Here is an 18,512-nt window from a genome sequence, read left to right as displayed (position 1 = left end):
GTCTATTCATAATTCCATTTTTGCTTTATATAATGGAGCCAAAAAATTTATAGTTTTCTATTTCCCCACAATTTCCTGTAAGAAAGGCGCAGGATATAAATTTGCCAGTTCTATCACGTCAGTATCTCAGAAAAGTATGATAATAGACTGCAGTGGATATATGGTTCAACAATGATTATGGTTGTAAATTCTATAAAGTTGAACTTTCGTGATGTCCTTTTTGGATGATTATATGTAATAGATAATAAGTATTTTATACTTCGAATAACCTTATACTTTTACTTATACTTAATATCTGGCGTGCTCAGGAGCATACTATAAATGGAAGGAATGGCGGCAGAAAAATGGTTTCAGCTTGGTTTTCACGCCGAATATCCTGAAGACAAGATTCGCTGCTACTCACGCGTTCTCGAAGTGGAAAAAGATTCTTTGATCTGGGATGATGAAGCGATTGCCCTTGTATGGACGAACAAAGGCATCGCCCACAGCGATCTGACAGAATATCAGGAAGCTATTCGTTGTTTTGATAATGCTCTTGAACTTAATGGGAATAATCCCGATATTTGGTACAATAAAGGCATAGTTTATTCCTAGTTGAAATAGCCAGAAAAAGCGATTGAATGCTTTGACAGGTCTACCGAGATTGATCCAGATTATGATAATGCATGGCTGAATAAAGGAATGATGTTGTGTACTATAAAGAAATATGATGAAGCCCTTATTTGTTATGGACATATTAATATCAGGGAAACTGATTCTGCTGAAAAGAGGACTATTTTGTGGAACTGTAGGGGTGTATCATATTTCTTAAAAGGGGCATATGGTGAAGCAACACGATGTTTTTCTCATGTATTAAATCTTGATCCTGAATGTGAAGAAGCAAAAAATTACCTGAAAAAGGCTATATCCCTGCTTAATCAGCAAAAAAAACAAACATCCAATTACTAAGTACCCATTATTTGTGTTTAATTTTATATATGTGGAATCCCAATATCTCTACGATTATACTACCAATTTATGGAGAGGGATGGAAATACTTGGATACTACCAATTTATGAAGAGGGATGGAAATACTTGGTAATTTAAAAAACTCCATACGTCATTATGTATTGCCATTTGCATCCAGAATCCCCTTCTCCCCCGACGTAATCACATATCTTGGGCTTTTTGTAAGTTTTCTGGCAGCTTTCGAATTCGCAAAAGGCTATCTTTTATATGGTGCCCTTTTTTTAATTCTTGGAGGAGTACTTGATATTTTAGACGGGGCCGTTGCACGTGCCAGTGGTACAACATCGGCTTTTGGAGGGGTACTTGATTCGGTATGTGATCGTTATGCAGATGCTATTGTTTTCGCAGGTTTGATTTATGGTTTTGTAAACAACACAATTCAAGGTACCGGATTTTTTATAGAAGGATGGATTTGGTGTATCTTTGCAATGATCGGCTCATATCTTGTCAGTTACACACGCGCCCGTGCCGAAGCAGCAGGTGCATCCAAACTTGATATAGGGGTGGCAGAAAGATCTGAAAGAATTATAATTCTGATACTCGGCGCACTTTCAGGTTTCCTCCTGCAAGCACTTGCACTTATTGCAATCCTGACCCATATTACTTTTATACAGCGGGTTATGGAGGCAAAACAGCGTCTATAGAAGAGATTATATAACACATCATTTATGTCTAGGGTTGGATTACTTTACAATCACAGCTGAGGATTAATATGCTATATGAGGCAGAAGTCACCATCAATCTAAAGGCCGGTATGCTGGACCCTGAAGGAACTACTATCAAGCGTGCTCTGGGACACCTGGGTTATAATACAGAGAGTGTTAAAAGCACCAAAAGGTATGTGATTGAACTTAATGCAGAATCAGAAGAAAATGCACGCGGACTTGTTGACCAAATGTGCCAGAAACTGATTGCAAACCCTATAATTCACGATTACTCGATTGACCTGAGGGAAATAGAATGACCGTTGCCATCATACAGTTTGGTGGAAGCAATTGTGATAATGATGTCCTGCATGTCTTGCAGAATGTACTTGGAATTGATGCCGAACTTGTCTGGTATAAAGAAGAGAAACTCGATGGCTATGAAGCTGTTGTAATCCCGGGTGGTTTCTCATATGGTGACTATTTGAGATCAGGTGCTATTGCTTCAAGAACACCTATCATGGAATCTGTGAGAAAACTGGCTGACAATGGCAAGCCAGTTATGGGAATATGCAACGGTTTCCAGATACTTACTGAGTCAGGGCTGCTGGATGGAGCCCTTACAACAAACAGTTATCCCAAGTTCAAATGTGAATGGTCATACCTGAAGGTAGAAAATACGAATACACATTTTACTTCAATGTATGAAAAGGGTCAGGTAATCCGCATCCCGATTGCCCATAAGGATGGCAAATACTACCACGATGACATATCCCTGCAGCAGCTGGAAGATAATAAACAGGTTGTATTCAGATATGTAGATGAAAAAGGCAATCCAACCGAAGCTGTCAACCCAAACGGTTCACGTAATAACATTGCAGGCATCACAAATAGAATGGGTAATATACTGGGTATGATGCCACATCCCGAACGAGCATCGGAGACAATTATAGGTTCTGATGATGGTCTTTTGATGTTTAAGTCGATGGTTGAAGCCGGCTGGAAATAATCATCTGCTTGCTTTTAGTTTTGCAGCGGTTTTCCAGGAATGCCTGACAAAATCGGGTAAATTCCCATTTTTATCCATCCATTCCTGAAGGAATTTTTTGGTTTTGGGATCTGATGGATAACCGCTTCCAAAATCTTCATTGATAGATTCTTTGATATTTCCTATAAGCTCGTCTCTTCTGACTTTTGCAATAATGGAGGCTGCAGATACTATTGGGTATATGTCATCGGCACGATGCTCGGAAACAATTTCCGGTTTTTTTTCTCCTTCATGTTTATTTTCATATGCAGCAAGAAGTTTCTTGCCAAACCTTTCTGCGTTTACATCTGCAGCATCTACATATGCCAGATCGGGTTTCAGGTTTTCGAGGACACTAGAAAACCCTCTTATCATGATATCATTCATGCTCATTATGTTGCGTAACTCATCTATTTGGCAGGCTTCGATTTCCTGAATAAATATCCCTTCTGCATATTTACGTATTTGGCGGGCGAGATTTTCCCTTTTTTTAGGAGACAGTTTTTTTGAGTCTGCCACACCCAGATTCTTCAGGGCGTTTATGTTTGATTCATCCATAATAACACCGGCAACACACATTGGTCCGATTACCGGTCCTTTGCCAGCTTCGTCAATTCCTGCAATTTTCATAGTTTTCCTCATCTTCATATAAATAAAGTAAAGATAACATATGCAATTGTCATCATCACTATTGAATGTTTCAATCCGGCAAGGACTTTCCCTTCACCCATTGCACCTGCCATCAGGCCGGAACTCAGTCCCTGTATCAGACAGGCATGTTTGAACAATCTCGTATACTCATCCAGGTTAAAACTCGAAAGGAAACTTGCCTGTGTTCCCGAAGAAGCCATTTTCGCACCTGCAGATGCCATTTCTGTCAGGAAGGTAGTGGATATTACATAGATCACACCTACAAAAACAAAAAAAGCAATGTAGATAATTACTATATAAATCATCATGCTCATTGAACGTTCCCGTTTCATATCCTGTTCAGATGATGCATCACGGGATGCTACGAGTAAAACCTGACCTATATCTCCACTGGACTCATTGGCCTTGGTAATAAGGGTAAATGACCTTGCCACAACCTGGGTCCTCAGTCGGTTTGCAAACCTGATAAGACTGTCATTTATGTTTACTCCCCAGGAAATATCCCTCCATACCTTTTTTATTTCCTTACTGAGAGTATCAGTTTCCTTTCTTGACATAAGCTTTATTGAATCCTGTAAGGTCATCCCGGTCTCGTTAGTACTGGCCAGTTTTTTCAACAGGTCAGGAATATTTTGTTCCAGTTTCTTCTTGCGCCGGTTTTTCTTCTCATAGAATATTGTCAGGGGAACAACTGCTGCAAAAAATCCAAATACAAGATAATCATCAATAAAATCAATTATCCCGGAGGGTAATCCTCCATCATTCATATTGAGCAGGAGAGGAATTATTATTATGCATACACCAATCGGACCCGTTATAACCAGTGTATATTCGGGCTTTTCCAGCATTGGCTTTAAAGGATTCTTTATATATTTCTTATACTGAAGGCCTTTTTTTGATTTAATGAAACTTTCAAAATATCCGCGTTTTTGTACTTTTTCCTCATTTTCATCTATAACATCCCCCTTTTCGTCATAAACAGGCTGGAGGTGTAGAGGTACTTCGGGAATTCCATGATCATATGTATCATTGGTCTTGAGTAACTTTGGTTCCCCGAGCTCGCCAGGTGTTATTATGCTGATCATAACAACAAACATTAGGGAACCGATGGGTAGGACAGCATATATGATTGCATATACCATTGATTTTGAGCCGGAACCCATAATGATCATCATTATTCCCATTATTATTATAAACAGTGGGCCGGCCACAAATGCGGTTACATATGATTCAGAAAGCAATGCCAGTGTTTCCAGGAAACCTTTCTGGTCCACCATACTTTTCTGCAAGTACTGGTCTGATTTATCCTGGAAATATTTTGCAATATCTCCTCCACTATCTATAATTGTAACAAGATTGTATATCAAATCCTGAAACCTGTCTGAAGGGGTAGTACTGGATATATTTGTCAGTGCTGTTCTGATGTCGTTGCCGAAATATTCCATATCCTTTACAATGGTATCGACTTCGACAGCCACTTCCCCATAGGTATCTTCCGCTTTTGCAAGGGCTTTGAATACATCCAGGATATTCATCCCGCCCCTTGTTAATGCATACATAAAAGTTACTGCATAGGGGAGTTGTTGATCGATATTATTTTTCCTCTCGCCAGCCTGGAATGCAGGATAAAACATGAAAAGGACATAAGTTATACCTCCCAACACAAGTGCCAGGAAAATAACAATAAAAAAACCTACTATAATATCCCTGTAAGCCAGCAACCATACAAACGATGAATTGATCTGGATGCCGGTTAGCTGATCGGGTAATCCTATGACTGTGACTATGAGGTATGCGCATAAAAGTCCCAGCAAAGCCCCGAAAACCCCGGCAACAACAGAATAAAATATCCCTGCTGATACATACATTTCATAAGACACAGGAATTCGTGCCTGTTTTAGCTGGAGCTGGAGACTTGAATACCTGTCACCTTTTTTCTTTACCCTCTCTCCCAGAAGGGCAAAAGGAATTTTTCTGGCAAGTTCAAAAAGAATTTGACCATAATCTTTTTCTGAATTGCTTGTTCCATTTAATTTGAAACGTGTCTTCAGATGCCTGGAAGAATTTATTATTTTTTGTTTGTGCGATATTTTATTGGTTTGAGGCAGGCGGGATGTCTTATTGACAGGATTCGTAGATTCCCCGATTACATTGGGCTCAACTGTGGCGTCATCTTCTCCATCTTTTGATCCATCCAAGTTTATCCCACCATTTATTGATCCATTCCAAATCTGGTAAGGGTCCTTTCAGGTGTTGCCTGGTACTCTTTAATGATGGTAGCAATCTCTTTGAAATCCCGGATACCATTGTCCAGCATATATTCAAGTATATTTTGCCGGGTTTGCAGTTCTCGCTTTATATCTTCTTCTTTCCAGCCCCTTTGTAGTTTTATATCGTTCAATGCTTTGGATTTACCGGTATGCCTGAAGGAATCAGCAGATGAATCCCACGTAAATATGTCATTGGTTCGAATATTGCGGGTATTTGGATCTATGTCGGTGATCTCCACAAGCTTCAGGTTTCTCCTGACACGTTTACCTGCTGAAAATGTCTGTGCCTGAATACTCATTATGTCAAGAGCCTGGATCATATTCCTGGGTACACTTATAGGAGGATTTTCCAGCCTGTGAATTGCCGATGACACCGAATCAGCATGCATGGTGGAAAATGTGGTATGGCCTGTAGACATCGCCTGGAACAATGTCAGTGCTTCTTTGCCTCTGACCTCACCTACCAGCAGGTACTCCGGTCTTTGCCTCAAAGCCGCCTTCAGCAGGTCATACATATCAACAGCTCCCCTTTCATCTGCTGTAAATGAATCCCTGGTAACTCCCGGTATCCAATTAATATGCGGCAATTTAAGTTCTCTTGTATCCTCAAGGGAAACGATTTTTGCCTTTTCAGGAATGAATAAGGAGACTGCGTTCAATGATGAAGTCTTACCTGAAGCCGTCCCTCCAGCATATATTAGGCTCTTATTATTTTCAATACACAACCACAGATATGCCATTCCTGCCGAAGAGAAGGTGCCCCACTCAAGAAGGTCAATTGGTGTAATAGGAGTTTCACTGAATTTACGAATGGTGAAGGTACTGCCGTGAGTGGTTACACTTGTACCCAGAGTCATCTGGATACGGGACCCATCAGGCATTGTGGCATCTATCATTGGTTCGGCTACAGATATATGTTTACCACTTTTTTGAGCAAGCTGGACTATAAAGGAATTGAGTTCATCTTCCTCAAAGTAGATATTGGTGGAAATATTGCTGTATTTCTTGTGGTAGAGAAAAATAGGCTTGTCGTGTCCGTTACCTGATATATCTTCTATCCCTTCGTCATACATCAGTGGATCTATTTTTCCCAGCCTGACAAAATCTCTTTTTATATAATAAATGATTTTTCCCAGCATAAGGGGGGTAAATTTAATAGCATAATCCGTAAGGATGATCAGTATCTTCTCTTCCAGTATCTTTTCTTTGTCCGCCTGCCTGTCAATATTTTCCACGAGTAAAACATCACGCAGACGATCTTTTATCTCTGTCAGGAAGACTTCTTCAAATTCATCCAATTTTGGCTCTACTATCTGGTACAGATAATCATTGAGGAGTTCATTATAAAGAATGACTACAAAACAAAATGGCTCATCAAGCCAATATCTCTCAATTTCTTCATAATTTGCTATCCCTTCAAAATATGTAATGGGGCCATGGATAGCAGGGTCATACTGTTCTATTGGTTCGATTTCTCTTTCGAGGAGATTACGTATTTTCTGGATGAAATTAATATTTTTAAAACTTGTCTTTATTTTAGTTTGTGAATCAGTCTCTTCGCCTGATTCTTTATTTTCTCCTTTTGGTTCATCCTCTTGTAAATTTTCCGTATTATCAGTGGCAGTAGGAGTTTGAGATAAAGACGTTTTCATCATATCGTTGTCATTTAGGTCTTCTGTGTCAAGGGCTTCATTTGTTTTTTTCTGTACCTCATCAATATTTTTGTCAGCAGTTTCGTTTTCTGGATGTGGAGTGAATATATTTGGCAAATCCTCTTTAGAATCGGAAGTATTTGATTCTCCACCTGATAGTATTCTTTGCTCTTCATTATTTTCGTTTGCAGATGGATTTTCTCTACTTATGATTTTTTCACCTTTGGAAGGTGAGAAAATAATTTCATCCTTTTTTTCTTTAACAAACAAGGTATCTTTTTGAGAAGTTTTTTCTTTTTTACGGAAGGAGCCGGGTTTGAAAAGTTTTGGTTCTATTACTCCCGGTCCTTCTCGCTTGCCAGTGGATGAGCTTTTATTGTTCTTTGAATTATCTCCCTTGCCTGAATAATCCATACCCCTTTTTACGGAATCTTCATCACTCATTTTGTCACCGGAAATCAATTATTATTTATGGGTATTATGAGCCTATATGCAGCGTACATATATATCAGTAATAATATTATAATCATTATTATAGTTATGGATAATATTCTCCTTCTATCCATGAAAAACATTAAATCTTAGATACCCATTTTCCAAGCATACAAACCAACTTTACGGAAGATCCCCATGCCCATTATAACACTGGATTATGAAGACCTTGAGAAACTTACAGGTACTGACCGGGATAGCATAATAGATAGGGTTCCCATGATCGGAGCAGATATCGAACGTCTTGAAGACAAATCCATTGATATCGAATTCTTCCCCGACCGTCCCGATCTATATAGTGTTGAAGGTGTTTCCAGAGCAATGCGGGGTTTTATGGATATTGAAACAGGGCCTGTAAAATATAATATTAACGATTCAGATGTTGAAATATTTCTGGACAACGATATAAAGAGTATCCGTCCTGTGCTTGCTTGTGCTATTGTCCGCGGAGTCAAATTCACCGAATCCTCAATAAAATCCCTGATGGATCTGCAGGAATCCCTGCATTGGGGATTGGGCAGAGACCGTAAGAAAGTGTCAATCGGGGTTCATGATCTCTCCGGGGTCAAACCACCTTTCAAGTATATTGGTGGCGACCCATCAGTGGATTTTGTTCCTCTCGATTTCACCGAACCCATGAACCTGGCCGACATTCTTGAAAAGCACCCAAAGGGCACACGTTTTGCCCATCTCCTTAAAGGCTATTCCAAATATCCCCTTATACTTGATGCTGATGATCAGGTGCTTTCCTTCCCACCTATAATTAACGGAACACTAACCATGGTGAACAAAAATACCACCGATATTTTCATAGATGTAACAGGCCTGAGTGGCGAAGTTTATACAGCCCTCAACATTGTTGTGGCTGCACTAGCCGATCGTGGAGGCCGGATTGAATCAGTTAAGATTAATAATCCCGATGGGGAATCAAAGATCACTCCTGATCTCTCACCGGAAAAACGTATTATTTCAATGGATGAAGTAAAATCCCTTGTTGGTATGGACTTCACATCAGAGGAAGTAGCAGGTCATTTGAGAAGAATGCGTTATGCAGCATCACCTGCAGGCACCAATGCAGTGGAGATAGAAATTCCTCCCTACAGGGCAGATATCCTCCATAATTATGACATAATTGAAGACATTGCAATTTCGGTAGGTTTTGACAATATTGAAGCAATATTCCCCTCCACCTCCACGACAGGTAAGGCACATCCCCTTTCCATGCTGCAGGATAATATCAGGGAGATCATGATTGGGTTGGGATATTCTGAAGTGATGCCTTTCACTCTTACCAGTGAGAAGGTGCATTTTGATAATATGAGAAGGCCACATACAGAAGATGTGACACCTGTAATGCATCCCATCAGTGAAGATCAGACAATGATACGCACGACCCTTCTGCCCAATCAGCTGGAAATTCTTTCCCTGAACCAGCATCATGAACTACCTCAGCGCATATTTGAGGTCGGTGAGGCAATCGTAAATTGTGCAAATAAACTGCATCTGGCAGCTATGTCTATCCATGCACTGGCAAATTTCGAGGAAATAAGAGAAATTGTTGATTCAATGATGATGGAGCGAAATATCCCTTATTCAGTCAAGCCATCAGAAGACCCTGCATTTATTGAAGGCAGGAGAGCAGATATTCTGGTAAATGGCACAAAGGTGGGTGTAATGGGAGAAATTCATCCGCAAGTCATACTTAATTTCGGGCTTGGGCAACCGGTTGTAGGTTTTGAGATCAATCTGGATGAATAAGTAACCGATATTCAACTACCATTTAAAACAGAACGGGCCCGCCGCGATTCGAACACGAGTCAATGGGTATCTTCGCACCTTTTTCAGGTTACATCGAAGCCCATCAGGATATCCTGGCTACCCCACGGGCCCGCAGGAAGCAGCCTTATCATAGTGATAACGTCTATTAAACTTTTCTATAGCCACAGTTAAAAATTGATGCGATATTGCAACAATATAGCGACTACTATCAGCATCAATCCGAAAATTTTTTTGAAATATTTTCTGGAAAGGGTTTCAAGATTCCATTTAGAGGTGTACATAATCCTGGATCCAAACTGGCTTCCAATCAGCGAGGCAGTCGCAAATAAAAGCATTGTAGTACCAGAAATTTCTATATTGTTGAGATGGGAGAGAAGGCCGGACAGTGAAGAGATCATCACAATTAGTGATGAAGTGGCGGGTGCCTCCCTTATCCCGTAGCCAAGACCAAGGAGCAGGGGCACCACGAAAGTTCCCCCTCCGATACCCAGCATTCCCGCAGATATTCCTACCCCAATACCCACAAGTGATCCCAAAAACAGTCTCCTGTGGGTTGCTGGTTCTGCTATATGTGCTTGTTTTTTGCCATTAATGAGCATGCTTAATCCGACAAGAACGATTACAATACTGAAAATAAAGAGAATTGTTTCCTCTGAGACTCTCATGCCAATATGTGTTCCAATTGGTGCTCCGATCACTGAAAAGATAAGGAAAGGAATTGCAGTATGAAAATCAATCATCTTTTTTTTCAGGTATGTCAATGAAGCTGAACCGGCTGTGGTCACATTGAGTAGAAGGGCAAGCGGGATTGCTATTCTCAGGTCAATGCCCATCCAGTAAAAAAGGGGTACATATATTACTGCCCCCCCAATTCCCAATAATGCAAAAATGGAGGAAAGTCCCAGGATTAGGATTGTAAGAAGAAAGGGATCTACAGCCATTATATCTTACTTGTCCTTTACATCTTTGTATCTTTCTTTGAAGCGGGCAATATCCCCACGTGTGCCTACAACAGATATGACATCTCCCTTTTCAAGTACTACATCATCCAGTTCTTCTATCTTTTTCTTATCTCCTTGCATATAGCCGATTACACGGCATCCTAGAGTATTATAGAGGTCAAGTTCGCCGATTGTCTTATTCTCCATATTCTTACCCACGACATGACGCTCAATTTCAATTCCTTCATAAAGCATTATGTCTTCTATCGGACAGTATCCTCCGGTCCCATAACAAACAGAAGTTATTTTTGCCAGCATCTGGCCGGCAACTATAGAAAGGGAAGCAACGTAATCCGCTCCTGCTTTGTAAATTTTGTCAATGGATTCTACTGAATTTGCTCTGGAATATATTGTGGACTCCGGATTCAACCCTCTGGAGATAAGAGTGGCAAAAATAATATCTGTATCTTGATTCAGACAAATTATCACTGTAGAGGCATTCTCAATACCTGCATTTTTGAGTACCTCTTCTTCCGTACCATTACCCACTATATATTCAAAATCAGGTCTTGGGAAAAGCCCTTCTTTTGAATCAACAATGACAAAAGGGATGTCGTTCTCGTCAAGTACTTCTACAATTCTTTTACCTACATCCCCGTATCCAAGAACGATTATATGGCCCATTTGCATTCCAGATCACCTATCATTTTGTAAGATCTTTTAATTCACTCAAATGTTCCATTGTACCGGTTGCAAGCAGTACAGTATTTTCTTTAATTATTTCTTCATCCTCAACTTTCAGGAACAATTTACCTTCTTTCCTTACTCCTATTATATTCGCTCCTGTTTTCTTGTGGATATTAGCTTCGTTGAATGATTTGCCAACAAGCTGGCTTGCAGGGTATACGGGAAGTTCTACAATGCTGTATTTATCCAGGAATGTAGTTGCACCACCAAGACCCATTACATAAGGGTCCAGTGCTTTTTTTCCCAGGAACCTGCCAAGTACAAGCTTTGGGGAAACTACACGATTTGCACCTGCATATTTGAGGTATTTGATATTTGCTGAATCTTCGGCTACTGCTATTATGTGAACATCTGCAAGACTGGAAGCGGCAAGGACAATACTGGCGTTTTCTTCATCAGAGCGATTTGCTATCAAAAAGCGAGCATTGCCAACCCTGGCATTTTCCAGTGTTTCATCATCTGTGGCTTTACCGTATATGCATGGTAGCTTTTTTTCAATAAGGCTTCGAAGTATCTCTTCATTGTCTTCAATGATTATGAAATTGACTTTCTGCTCCTCAAGTTCATCTATAAGCGTTTCCATTAACCGGTTGTAGCCACAAATGATTATATGGGAAGAAAAGGAGTCCGGCGCTTTTGTTGGAAGGGGCATGTTCAGGGCTTTTTCAAACCACGGTGTTATGACAAAAGTAATCAAAATACCAAATACCATGACTACACCACTCAATTCTACGAAGATGGTAAAAAATTTGCCAATTGGACTTGTTAATACAATGTCTCCGTAACCTACAGTAGTGGTAGTTGTAATTACCCAATATAGAGCATCTACAGGATTAGAAAACTGCGTTTGCCCTTCATAATTTACCAGCAGGAGGAAGATGATCGTATCTATGATTACCACTCCCAGGAAAATTCCCAGGTAATGGTACAGTGATCGCCTCCATATGGCCGGTAATTTCATTTTCATCCATCCTTGTTTTTAGAAACCATGAACTATATAGGGTCCGAATATCATCAGGACAAAGGATAATATGATTAGGATTGTAAATGTGCCTGCTATGGTCCCTGCAAGGGTGGTTGACTTGATTTCATCCCCTGTAAACCTTTTGAGGAATGACTGGAGGTAATCCCTGAATACATGTCCTCCGTCCAGCGGGACAGCCGGAAGACAGTTGAATAAACCTACATAGAAGTTCAGCCATCCAATCCAGAGAAGGCTGTTGGCAATCCAGAAAATTCCTACACCGAGAGGCTCACCCCATCCAACAGGTTCATAGAACTGAGCAAAAGTGCCACTAAAGCCGGGGAAACCTTCTCCTGCAAATCCTATTATGGGCAGACCTAATAGAATTACCCAGCCAGCTACACCTGTAAGCATAGAAGGCAGGCCTTTGAGCATATCCAGATATTCGTGGGCGGGGTACTCGCCGATGGAAAGTCCTAGCGGTATATTTTTTACTCCATCTGTGCCATAATAAACTCCCAAAAACCCTTTTTCGGAATTGCCATCCGGGTGTTGCCCCAGTGTAAGGGTGTATATTTCATTTTCTCCCTCGGGTGTCTTCACCTCAATTTCCACTTCCTGGCCGGCAGTTGTGGTATTCATGAAATTGACAAACTCTTCAGGGGTTTGGGTGGTAACATTATTGATGGAAAGTAAAAACATCCCTTTTTCAAGATTACTTCTTTCTGCAGGTGAACCATCTACAATATCATTGATATATATCCCAAAATCTCCGGTATCCTGCCTGTCGGTTACTTTCAGTTCATACTCTCTTATCTCTCGGTCTTTGGCTGCCTTCAAGGTGACCGTGGAACCGGTTTCTGTTTTGTTCAAATAGGCTACAACATCGTTGGCATAACGTACTTCCCTGTCATCGATGCCGGTAATTACCATTCCTTTTTCAATACCTGCAATATCAGCTACAGAGTCTTCTTTAACATCCACTACCATTGTGTCGCTCATAGGAGCTACAGCCCCCAGTACTGGTCCGAAAAAGAGAACAAAAGCAATCAGAGCCACTGCAAAATTGGACATCACTCCGGCGGCCAGGATGCGTGCACGCTGGTTTCTGGTGGCCTTTTTCTCATTTATTGCAGGACTTCCAAATTCGTCTTTCCCTTCCCCGAAAAGTTGCTCCTCATCGGGTTCAGCAAATCCTCCAATAGGCACCAGGGCAAAAAGTATTCCCATGGATTTTACCCTGATATCTTCTACCCTGGCAAGAATGGCATGGGCAAATTCATGAACCACCAGTGTTATTACCAGGGCAATGATGCCCCAGGTAAGCGGAATAAATTCGTTGACTCCCGGAATCAGGAATACATTGCGGGCCTCGTTGAATTTCCCAGGTTGAGGCATTGCATTCTCTGTAAGGGAAGAAATAAGCGCGATATCTGAAAGAATGACAATAAAAAGCATGGCAAACATGCCTATGAACATTAGCACAATGCCGGTATTTGCAAATACTCTCCAGTAACGGCGGGGTTTTGCAAGTTTATCCAGAAGAGCCAGCCCCCTGACAGTTCTGATCATGAGTATGGGGCCGTATGCGGATATGTTGTACTTTTCCAGTACTCCCTTTTTGTTAAGATAGGCAACTGCAGCCCAGTATACTAAAAATATCGCCAATATGAGGTTAGTAGTGTCCAATTGAATTCTCCGATGGTTATGCCAGTGATGATTAGGTGGTTGAATTAATATCTTTTTATATTAAAATCAAATGGGCAAAGGATAGTGTAGCCTGCTATAGAATAAATTATATATTGTCGGGATAGACACCAAACTGCTGGGTGAAATTGAGCTGGTCTACTTCTTCCCAGTCCTCGGCAATCTTTTCATCCTTTACCCTGCTTATGGTTATGCCTGTAAAACTAACTTTACGGTTTGTAGGAAACACACCCTGAAATGTTTTTTTATGGGTCCCTTCTGCCTTCCAGCGTGTAACAACCTTGTCATTTTCAGCTATTATATCTTCTATTTCAAAATGGAGGTCTGGAAGGGCATGGTGTATGGCACCCATGAATTCCTTGAGATTTTCTCGGTCCAGCTTTTCTCCGCCATAATGCATCAGATAATCATCTGTACAGTGCTTATCTATTATAACAGGATTCCAGCCTTCTCTGGCGACTTTCAGCACGATTTCTTTGTTTTTATCAAGAGAGCCACAGATTTGCTCATCGTTAGTCTCATTTTTTCCCATCGTTAATAATAGACAGGGTTTCTATTTAAAAAGTTTATTTCCCGAAAATTGCAGACTTATCCGGTAGTATCAGTATATGTCAGGTACAATTGGTTCTGACCTGTGGTTCTGTGATATATTTATTCTATATACTCTGTATATTATATTGTAGAAGTATAAACGCAACAGAGGATTGATTGTAAATTCTGGAAGAGTAAGGCGGAGGTATTTAGGCTTAGATACATAAAGTCCCAAATTGTATGGTTTGCACCCGATTCTTAATATCTCTGTCTCCTTCCAATTTCTGAAATTCATTTATGATTATTGAAACTTTGGGCTATCCACATCTGCATCATTATTGTAGCCACGCCTTTTCCAGGATCCTTCATAATTCTCATCGTCCGTCACCTCGATCCCGGTAATCCATTTAGCCCATTTGTAACCATATTTTCCCTCTGCTACAAGTTGCAGGGGAAAACCTCTTTCCCGGGGGGAGGGTGACGTTGTTAAGTTTGTAGGCAACGATAATATTGTTATCAATCAGGTAATTCAGGGAAAGGGATGTAGAATAACCGTCTTTTGAATAGAAAATAACCGTGTTCACCCCTGTCCTGACTCCGGCTTCTTCCAGCAGGGTCTGTACCGGTACACAGTGCTGTAAAGCGCCAGCCTTCTACACAGTCAAGCGGCACAACCCTGGAAACGGCCGGGTAAGAGGCGAGCTGTTCATAACTTGTATGTGTAGTTTCATTTACCATTCCACTGATTTTGAGTGTGTAGGTCTCTCTATCAATATACTGGGTTCCCTTGATGCCATTGTTGCGCTGCTCTTCAATCGGTGTAAGTTCAACACCGTCATATTCCAGTGTTTCTGTCTCATTGTCCTGCACACCATCTTCTGTTTCCTGCGGTGTGTTGGAAATACAGCCTGCTACAAGCACTATAATGATAAGGAAAAGAAATATTGGATGTTTCATGAAACCACCTCTGTATATGGAACCTGGAACTTATTGCAAAAATAGATTTTGTATGATGTATTGAGGTGTCCCTGCTTGCAATAAAAAATGTACTTTTTAGGGCACTTATTGGAATGGCTAGCAAGTTGTCGGTGCTGTCTCAATTACAGGTCTCCTGCGATAGATTTATAAAAAATCATGTTATTTAGAGGTTGCATATTCTGGTTGCAGGAAAATGTCAAACCAAATCTGCAATAAAAAGTGTGCGAGAGTAGCCAAGCGGCCAACGGCGATGGACTCAAGATCCATTCTCGTAGGAGTTCGTGGGTTCGAATCCCCCCTCTCGCACCAATCCATATTTTACATGTTTTAACTTCATTTAACAACTACCTCTTTAACCGGCTATATTTTCTCAGTTTTCAAGAATCATTTAGGGCAGAAATGTAAATGTATTTTGTTGCATTTATTTTTGTAGGTTGTTGTTTTTAATTTTAAATAACACTATGTGAGTATTTCATATTTACATTTTCAAAATTTCAGTTCTTCTGTCATGATTAATTCTCCATGACTTTGATACTTATGTAGCCCCTTTATCCACACTGAATCGATCAACCAAAGAGCTTTCAAGATCGTCTGTACCTCTACAGGGTTTAGATAAAAATTTCTTTAAAATAGGATGAATCAATTAAAGTACACGCAAAAAATCTATTTACATGCTGGTATTTCAAAATTCGTTGAAATACATATATATACAAGAAATAACAACCAATTAACTAGCGATATTCGATATATTAGTTGTCACACAACGGAGATAAAGAATGGCTGAAATTACCATTAATTCAAGCATATGTGGATTTGAACATAAAGTTGTTGGGAAAAAGGAAGGAAAAAACATAATTATTGACATCGAAACGGATTGTGCTAAAATAAAAAAGATGTCGCATATGGAAGTACCCATTGATCAGACACTTGATATCAAGGACAATTATGTGATATCAAAGGCCCAGGAATTGAACTGCTCATCCAATTGTCTTGTGCCCTGTGGAATATTACATGTGTGCAGGATGGAAATGGGAATTCTGTCTGAATCCCTGGCAAAGAAATCCGGAAGAGTCAGCATCGATTTCCAATAAATTATCGTATTGTAAATAGATATCTGATATTATATCAAGATCTCCTTGTCTATTAAGTAGATAATATTTGGGGAAAACATGATTCAAACTATACTTATACCTACTGATTTTACGATTGAGAGTGAGAAACTGCTCTCCTGTATTGCAGAATTGAAAAACACAGGCTTGAAGAAAGCTATATTGTTGCATGTTGTGGACATTTTTAAATCCCAGGGACTTGCTCCCATGTTCGAGGAAAATGCAAAGAAAAAAATTGCTGAATACAAGCAACTGCTGGAAGAAATGGGAATCGATACAGTCACACATGTTGTTGAAGGCGATGTTAATAAAACTATAATTAAAGTTGCAGATGAAGAAAACGTAGATTGTATTGTTATGGGTGCAACCACATCGGGAGTTATAAAAGGAAAGCTTACAGGCAGGACTACAAACTATATTTCCCGAAGGTCCGATAAGATTCTGCTCATTGAGAAATACAATAAACTTGAAAACGGTGAAGAAGAATTATATGCGAAGGCATGTTCTGCAAAGTTTTCAAAAGTAATGGTTCCGTTAGACTTCTCGGATAATTCAAGTAAAATACTTGATATGCTCCGGCAAATGACAGATGTCATCCATGAAGTTGTCTTTGTACATATTATAGAAAATGCAAAAAATAAGCCTCAACTTGAACATAAGAAAAAGGGAAGTCTTGATAAACTCTATGAGATCGGTAATGATTTGGAGAAAAAGCTGGTAGTCAATTATGTTGTAAAGGAAGGCAAACCTGCAAAAATACTGGATGAACTTGCAGAAGAAATGGGAATCACCCTGATAATGATAACCACACATGGAACCGAATCATTAAAGGATATTCTTCTGGGAAGTACTGCCGAAAACCTCCTCCGAAATACTGTCAAACCAATATTGCTAATTCCTGCAGATAACAGGTGAAAACAATGGAAGAAGAAAGAGAACTTGATTTTTTCAGCAAGTATTTGTCCATATGGGTAGCCATCTGTATTGTACTGGGTACTGCAATAGGTTCCCTGTTCCCCAAATTTGCAGATACAATTGGTCAATATGAAATTGCAAATGTGTCTATTCCAATTGCAATCGTCCTCTTGATCATGATGTATCCCATCATGTTAAAAATAAGTTTTGAAGAAATACTAAAAGTAAAAGAAAATAAAAAACCTCTTTATCTGACCGTTTTTGTAAACTGGGCAATCAAACCATTTACAATGACCATAATTGCCTGGATATTTATCAGTATATTTTTCTCTGGTCTTATACCGCTTAATCTTCAAGCGGAATATATTGCGGGTTTAATTATACTGGGACTTGCACCCTGTACCGCAATGGTACTGGTATGGACATATTTAGCAAACGGTAATATCAATTACGCTCTTGTACAAGTTTCTGTAAATGACCTGATTATATTGATATTGTTTGCTCCCCTGGGAGCGTTTCTTGTTGGCCAGACCACTGACTTCCCAATACCTGTACTGACCATATTCTATTCTGTACTATTCTATGTAGCGCTCCCTCTCGTCCTCGCAATGTTAACCAGACATTATGTCATTAAAAGCAAAGGCCTAAGCTGGTTTGAAAACAATCTCATCAATAAAATAGAATGGATTACACCCGCGGGACTCCTTATAACCTTGGTCTTGATTTTCACTCTTCAGGGTGAAATGATAATCAAATATCCTTTACATATTGTCCTGATTGCTATACCTATCATAGTGCAAACATATTTTATATTTGCAATCAGCTATTATGGCGCAAAAAAACTGAAAATCCCCTTCTATGAAGCTGCACCTTCTACATTTATTGCACCAAGTAACTTCTTTGAACTGGCAGTAGCCACCACATTAATACTGTTTGGTGCAACTTCAGGAGCAACGCTGGCAACTGTAGTAGGTGTACTGGTAGAAGTACCTGTAATGTTATCACTTGTAAAGATAATGAAAATGAACAGGCACAAATTCCAGTTTGAAGAGGGAATGTGACAGCTGGTCTGAAAATTATAATGCAGCGTAGTCATC

At 39.9% G+C, this 18,512-nt stretch carries 19 protein-coding genes, 2 tRNA genes and 1 pseudogene; 10 read left to right on the top strand and 12 right to left on the bottom strand.

The features are described from left to right. Positions 1–321: 321 nt before the first annotated feature. The 5 genes and pseudogenes from CP947_RS02890 to purQ form a co-directional block, all read left to right on the top strand. Positions 322–708: pseudogene (locus CP947_RS02890) on the top strand (tetratricopeptide repeat protein); the annotation flags it as partial. Beyond that, complete coding sequence (locus CP947_RS02885) at positions 682–948, top strand: tetratricopeptide repeat protein (protein ID WP_128754217.1); 267 nt, start codon at positions 682–684, stop codon at positions 946–948. The pseudogene CP947_RS02890 and the gene CP947_RS02885, both read left to right, overlap by 27 nt. Positions 949–1,064: 116 nt before the next feature. After that, positions 1,065–1,652, top strand: a complete 588-nt coding sequence (locus tag CP947_RS02880) for a CDP-alcohol phosphatidyltransferase family protein (RefSeq protein WP_172425444.1) — start codon at positions 1,065–1,067, stop codon at positions 1,650–1,652. Positions 1,653–1,720: 68 nt separating this feature from the next. Then, a complete protein-coding gene (gene purS, locus CP947_RS02875) occupies positions 1,721–1,972 on the top strand; it encodes a phosphoribosylformylglycinamidine synthase subunit PurS (RefSeq protein WP_072359950.1) in 252 nt (83 codons plus the stop codon). Further along, complete coding sequence (gene purQ / locus CP947_RS02870) at positions 1,969–2,661, top strand: phosphoribosylformylglycinamidine synthase I (protein WP_096711736.1); 693 nt, start codon at positions 1,969–1,971, stop codon at positions 2,659–2,661. Before purS ends, purQ begins: the two co-directional genes overlap by 4 nt. On the opposite strand, the gene rnhB is transcribed toward purQ, so the two are convergent. From rnhB to CP947_RS02855, 3 genes are read right to left on the bottom strand one after another with little or no spacing between them, the layout of a single operon-like run. Continuing rightward, positions 2,662–3,309: a ribonuclease HII gene (rnhB, locus tag CP947_RS02865; protein ID WP_096711735.1), complete on the bottom strand. Its 648-nt coding sequence runs from the start codon at positions 3,307–3,309 to the stop codon at positions 2,662–2,664. It abuts the gene before it with no gap. Positions 3,310–3,323: 14 nt separating this feature from the next. Beyond that, the gene (locus tag CP947_RS02860) at positions 3,324–5,528 is read right to left on the bottom strand and encodes a type II secretion system F family protein (RefSeq protein ID WP_243641542.1); all 2,205 of its coding nucleotides are present in this window, start codon (positions 5,526–5,528) and stop codon (positions 3,324–3,326) included. A gap of 14 nt (positions 5,529–5,542) precedes the next feature. Further along, entirely contained in the window at positions 5,543–7,696 is a 2,154-nt protein-coding gene (locus tag CP947_RS02855) for a type II/IV secretion system ATPase subunit (protein ID WP_096711733.1), read from the bottom strand. 186 nt (positions 7,697–7,882) lie between these two features. Between CP947_RS02855 and pheT the strand changes: the two genes are divergently transcribed. Beyond that, positions 7,883–9,502 (top strand): phenylalanine--tRNA ligase subunit beta, encoded by a 1,620-nt coding sequence (gene pheT, locus CP947_RS02850; protein ID WP_096711732.1) that lies wholly within the window; start codon positions 7,883–7,885, stop codon positions 9,500–9,502. 33 nt (positions 9,503–9,535) lie between these two features. On the opposite strand, the gene CP947_RS02845 is transcribed toward pheT, so the two are convergent. From CP947_RS02845 to CP947_RS02815, 9 genes are all read right to left on the bottom strand, one after another. Continuing rightward, a tRNA-Arg gene (locus CP947_RS02845) sits at positions 9,536–9,634 on the bottom strand. Between the two features lie 56 nt (positions 9,635–9,690). Then, on the bottom strand, positions 9,691–10,464 hold the full coding sequence (locus tag CP947_RS02840; protein ID WP_096711731.1) for a sulfite exporter TauE/SafE family protein: 774 nt from the start codon (positions 10,462–10,464) through the stop codon (positions 9,691–9,693). A 6-nt stretch (positions 10,465–10,470) separates the two neighbouring features. Then, entirely contained in the window at positions 10,471–11,154 is a 684-nt protein-coding gene (locus CP947_RS02835) for a potassium channel family protein (RefSeq protein WP_096711730.1), read from the bottom strand. 13 nt (positions 11,155–11,167) lie between these two features. Next, a complete protein-coding gene (locus CP947_RS02830; protein WP_096711729.1) occupies positions 11,168–12,172 on the bottom strand; it encodes a potassium channel family protein in 1,005 nt (334 codons plus the stop codon). Positions 12,173–12,190: 18 nt separating this feature from the next. Continuing rightward, positions 12,191–13,864, bottom strand: coding sequence for a site-2 protease family protein (locus tag CP947_RS02825; protein ID WP_096711728.1), 1,674 nt, complete (start codon positions 13,862–13,864; stop codon positions 12,191–12,193). Between the two features lie 106 nt (positions 13,865–13,970). Next, entirely contained in the window at positions 13,971–14,414 is a 444-nt protein-coding gene (locus CP947_RS02820; protein ID WP_096711727.1) for an ester cyclase, read from the bottom strand. Between the two features lie 300 nt (positions 14,415–14,714). After that, positions 14,715–14,864 (bottom strand): molybdopterin-dependent oxidoreductase, encoded by a 150-nt coding sequence (locus tag CP947_RS10690; RefSeq protein WP_253247323.1) that lies wholly within the window; start codon positions 14,862–14,864, stop codon positions 14,715–14,717. Further along, positions 14,821–14,997, bottom strand: coding sequence for a molybdopterin-binding protein (locus tag CP947_RS10685; protein WP_253247322.1), 177 nt, complete (start codon positions 14,995–14,997; stop codon positions 14,821–14,823). The genes CP947_RS10690 and CP947_RS10685 overlap by 44 nt, the downstream gene beginning before the upstream one ends. Then, positions 14,930–15,370, bottom strand: a complete 441-nt coding sequence (locus tag CP947_RS02815; protein ID WP_253247321.1) for a molybdopterin-dependent oxidoreductase — start codon at positions 15,368–15,370, stop codon at positions 14,930–14,932. The genes CP947_RS10685 and CP947_RS02815 overlap by 68 nt, the downstream gene beginning before the upstream one ends. A gap of 244 nt (positions 15,371–15,614) precedes the next feature. Here CP947_RS02815 and CP947_RS02810 point away from each other — a divergent pair. From CP947_RS02810 to arsB, 4 genes are all read left to right on the top strand, one after another. Continuing rightward, positions 15,615–15,700 (top strand) — tRNA-Leu (locus CP947_RS02810). A 467-nt stretch (positions 15,701–16,167) separates the two neighbouring features. Continuing rightward, entirely contained in the window at positions 16,168–16,482 is a 315-nt protein-coding gene (locus tag CP947_RS02805; RefSeq protein WP_096711726.1) for a DUF6951 family protein, read from the top strand. A 78-nt stretch (positions 16,483–16,560) separates the two neighbouring features. Further along, the gene (locus CP947_RS02800; RefSeq protein ID WP_096711725.1) at positions 16,561–17,415 is read left to right on the top strand and encodes a universal stress protein; all 855 of its coding nucleotides are present in this window, start codon (positions 16,561–16,563) and stop codon (positions 17,413–17,415) included. A 5-nt stretch (positions 17,416–17,420) separates the two neighbouring features. After that, complete coding sequence (arsB, locus tag CP947_RS02795; protein WP_096711724.1) at positions 17,421–18,476, top strand: ACR3 family arsenite efflux transporter; 1,056 nt, start codon at positions 17,421–17,423, stop codon at positions 18,474–18,476. Positions 18,477–18,512 lie beyond the last annotated feature (36 nt).

This window comes from Methanohalophilus euhalobius (assembly GCF_900215215.1).
In the GTDB taxonomy this organism is placed as follows: Archaea; Halobacteriota; Methanosarcinia; order Methanosarcinales; family Methanosarcinaceae; genus Methanohalophilus; species Methanohalophilus euhalobius.
The sequence above is the reverse complement of the archived record's forward strand: the minus strand, read 5'-3'. Positions and strand labels throughout refer to the sequence as shown.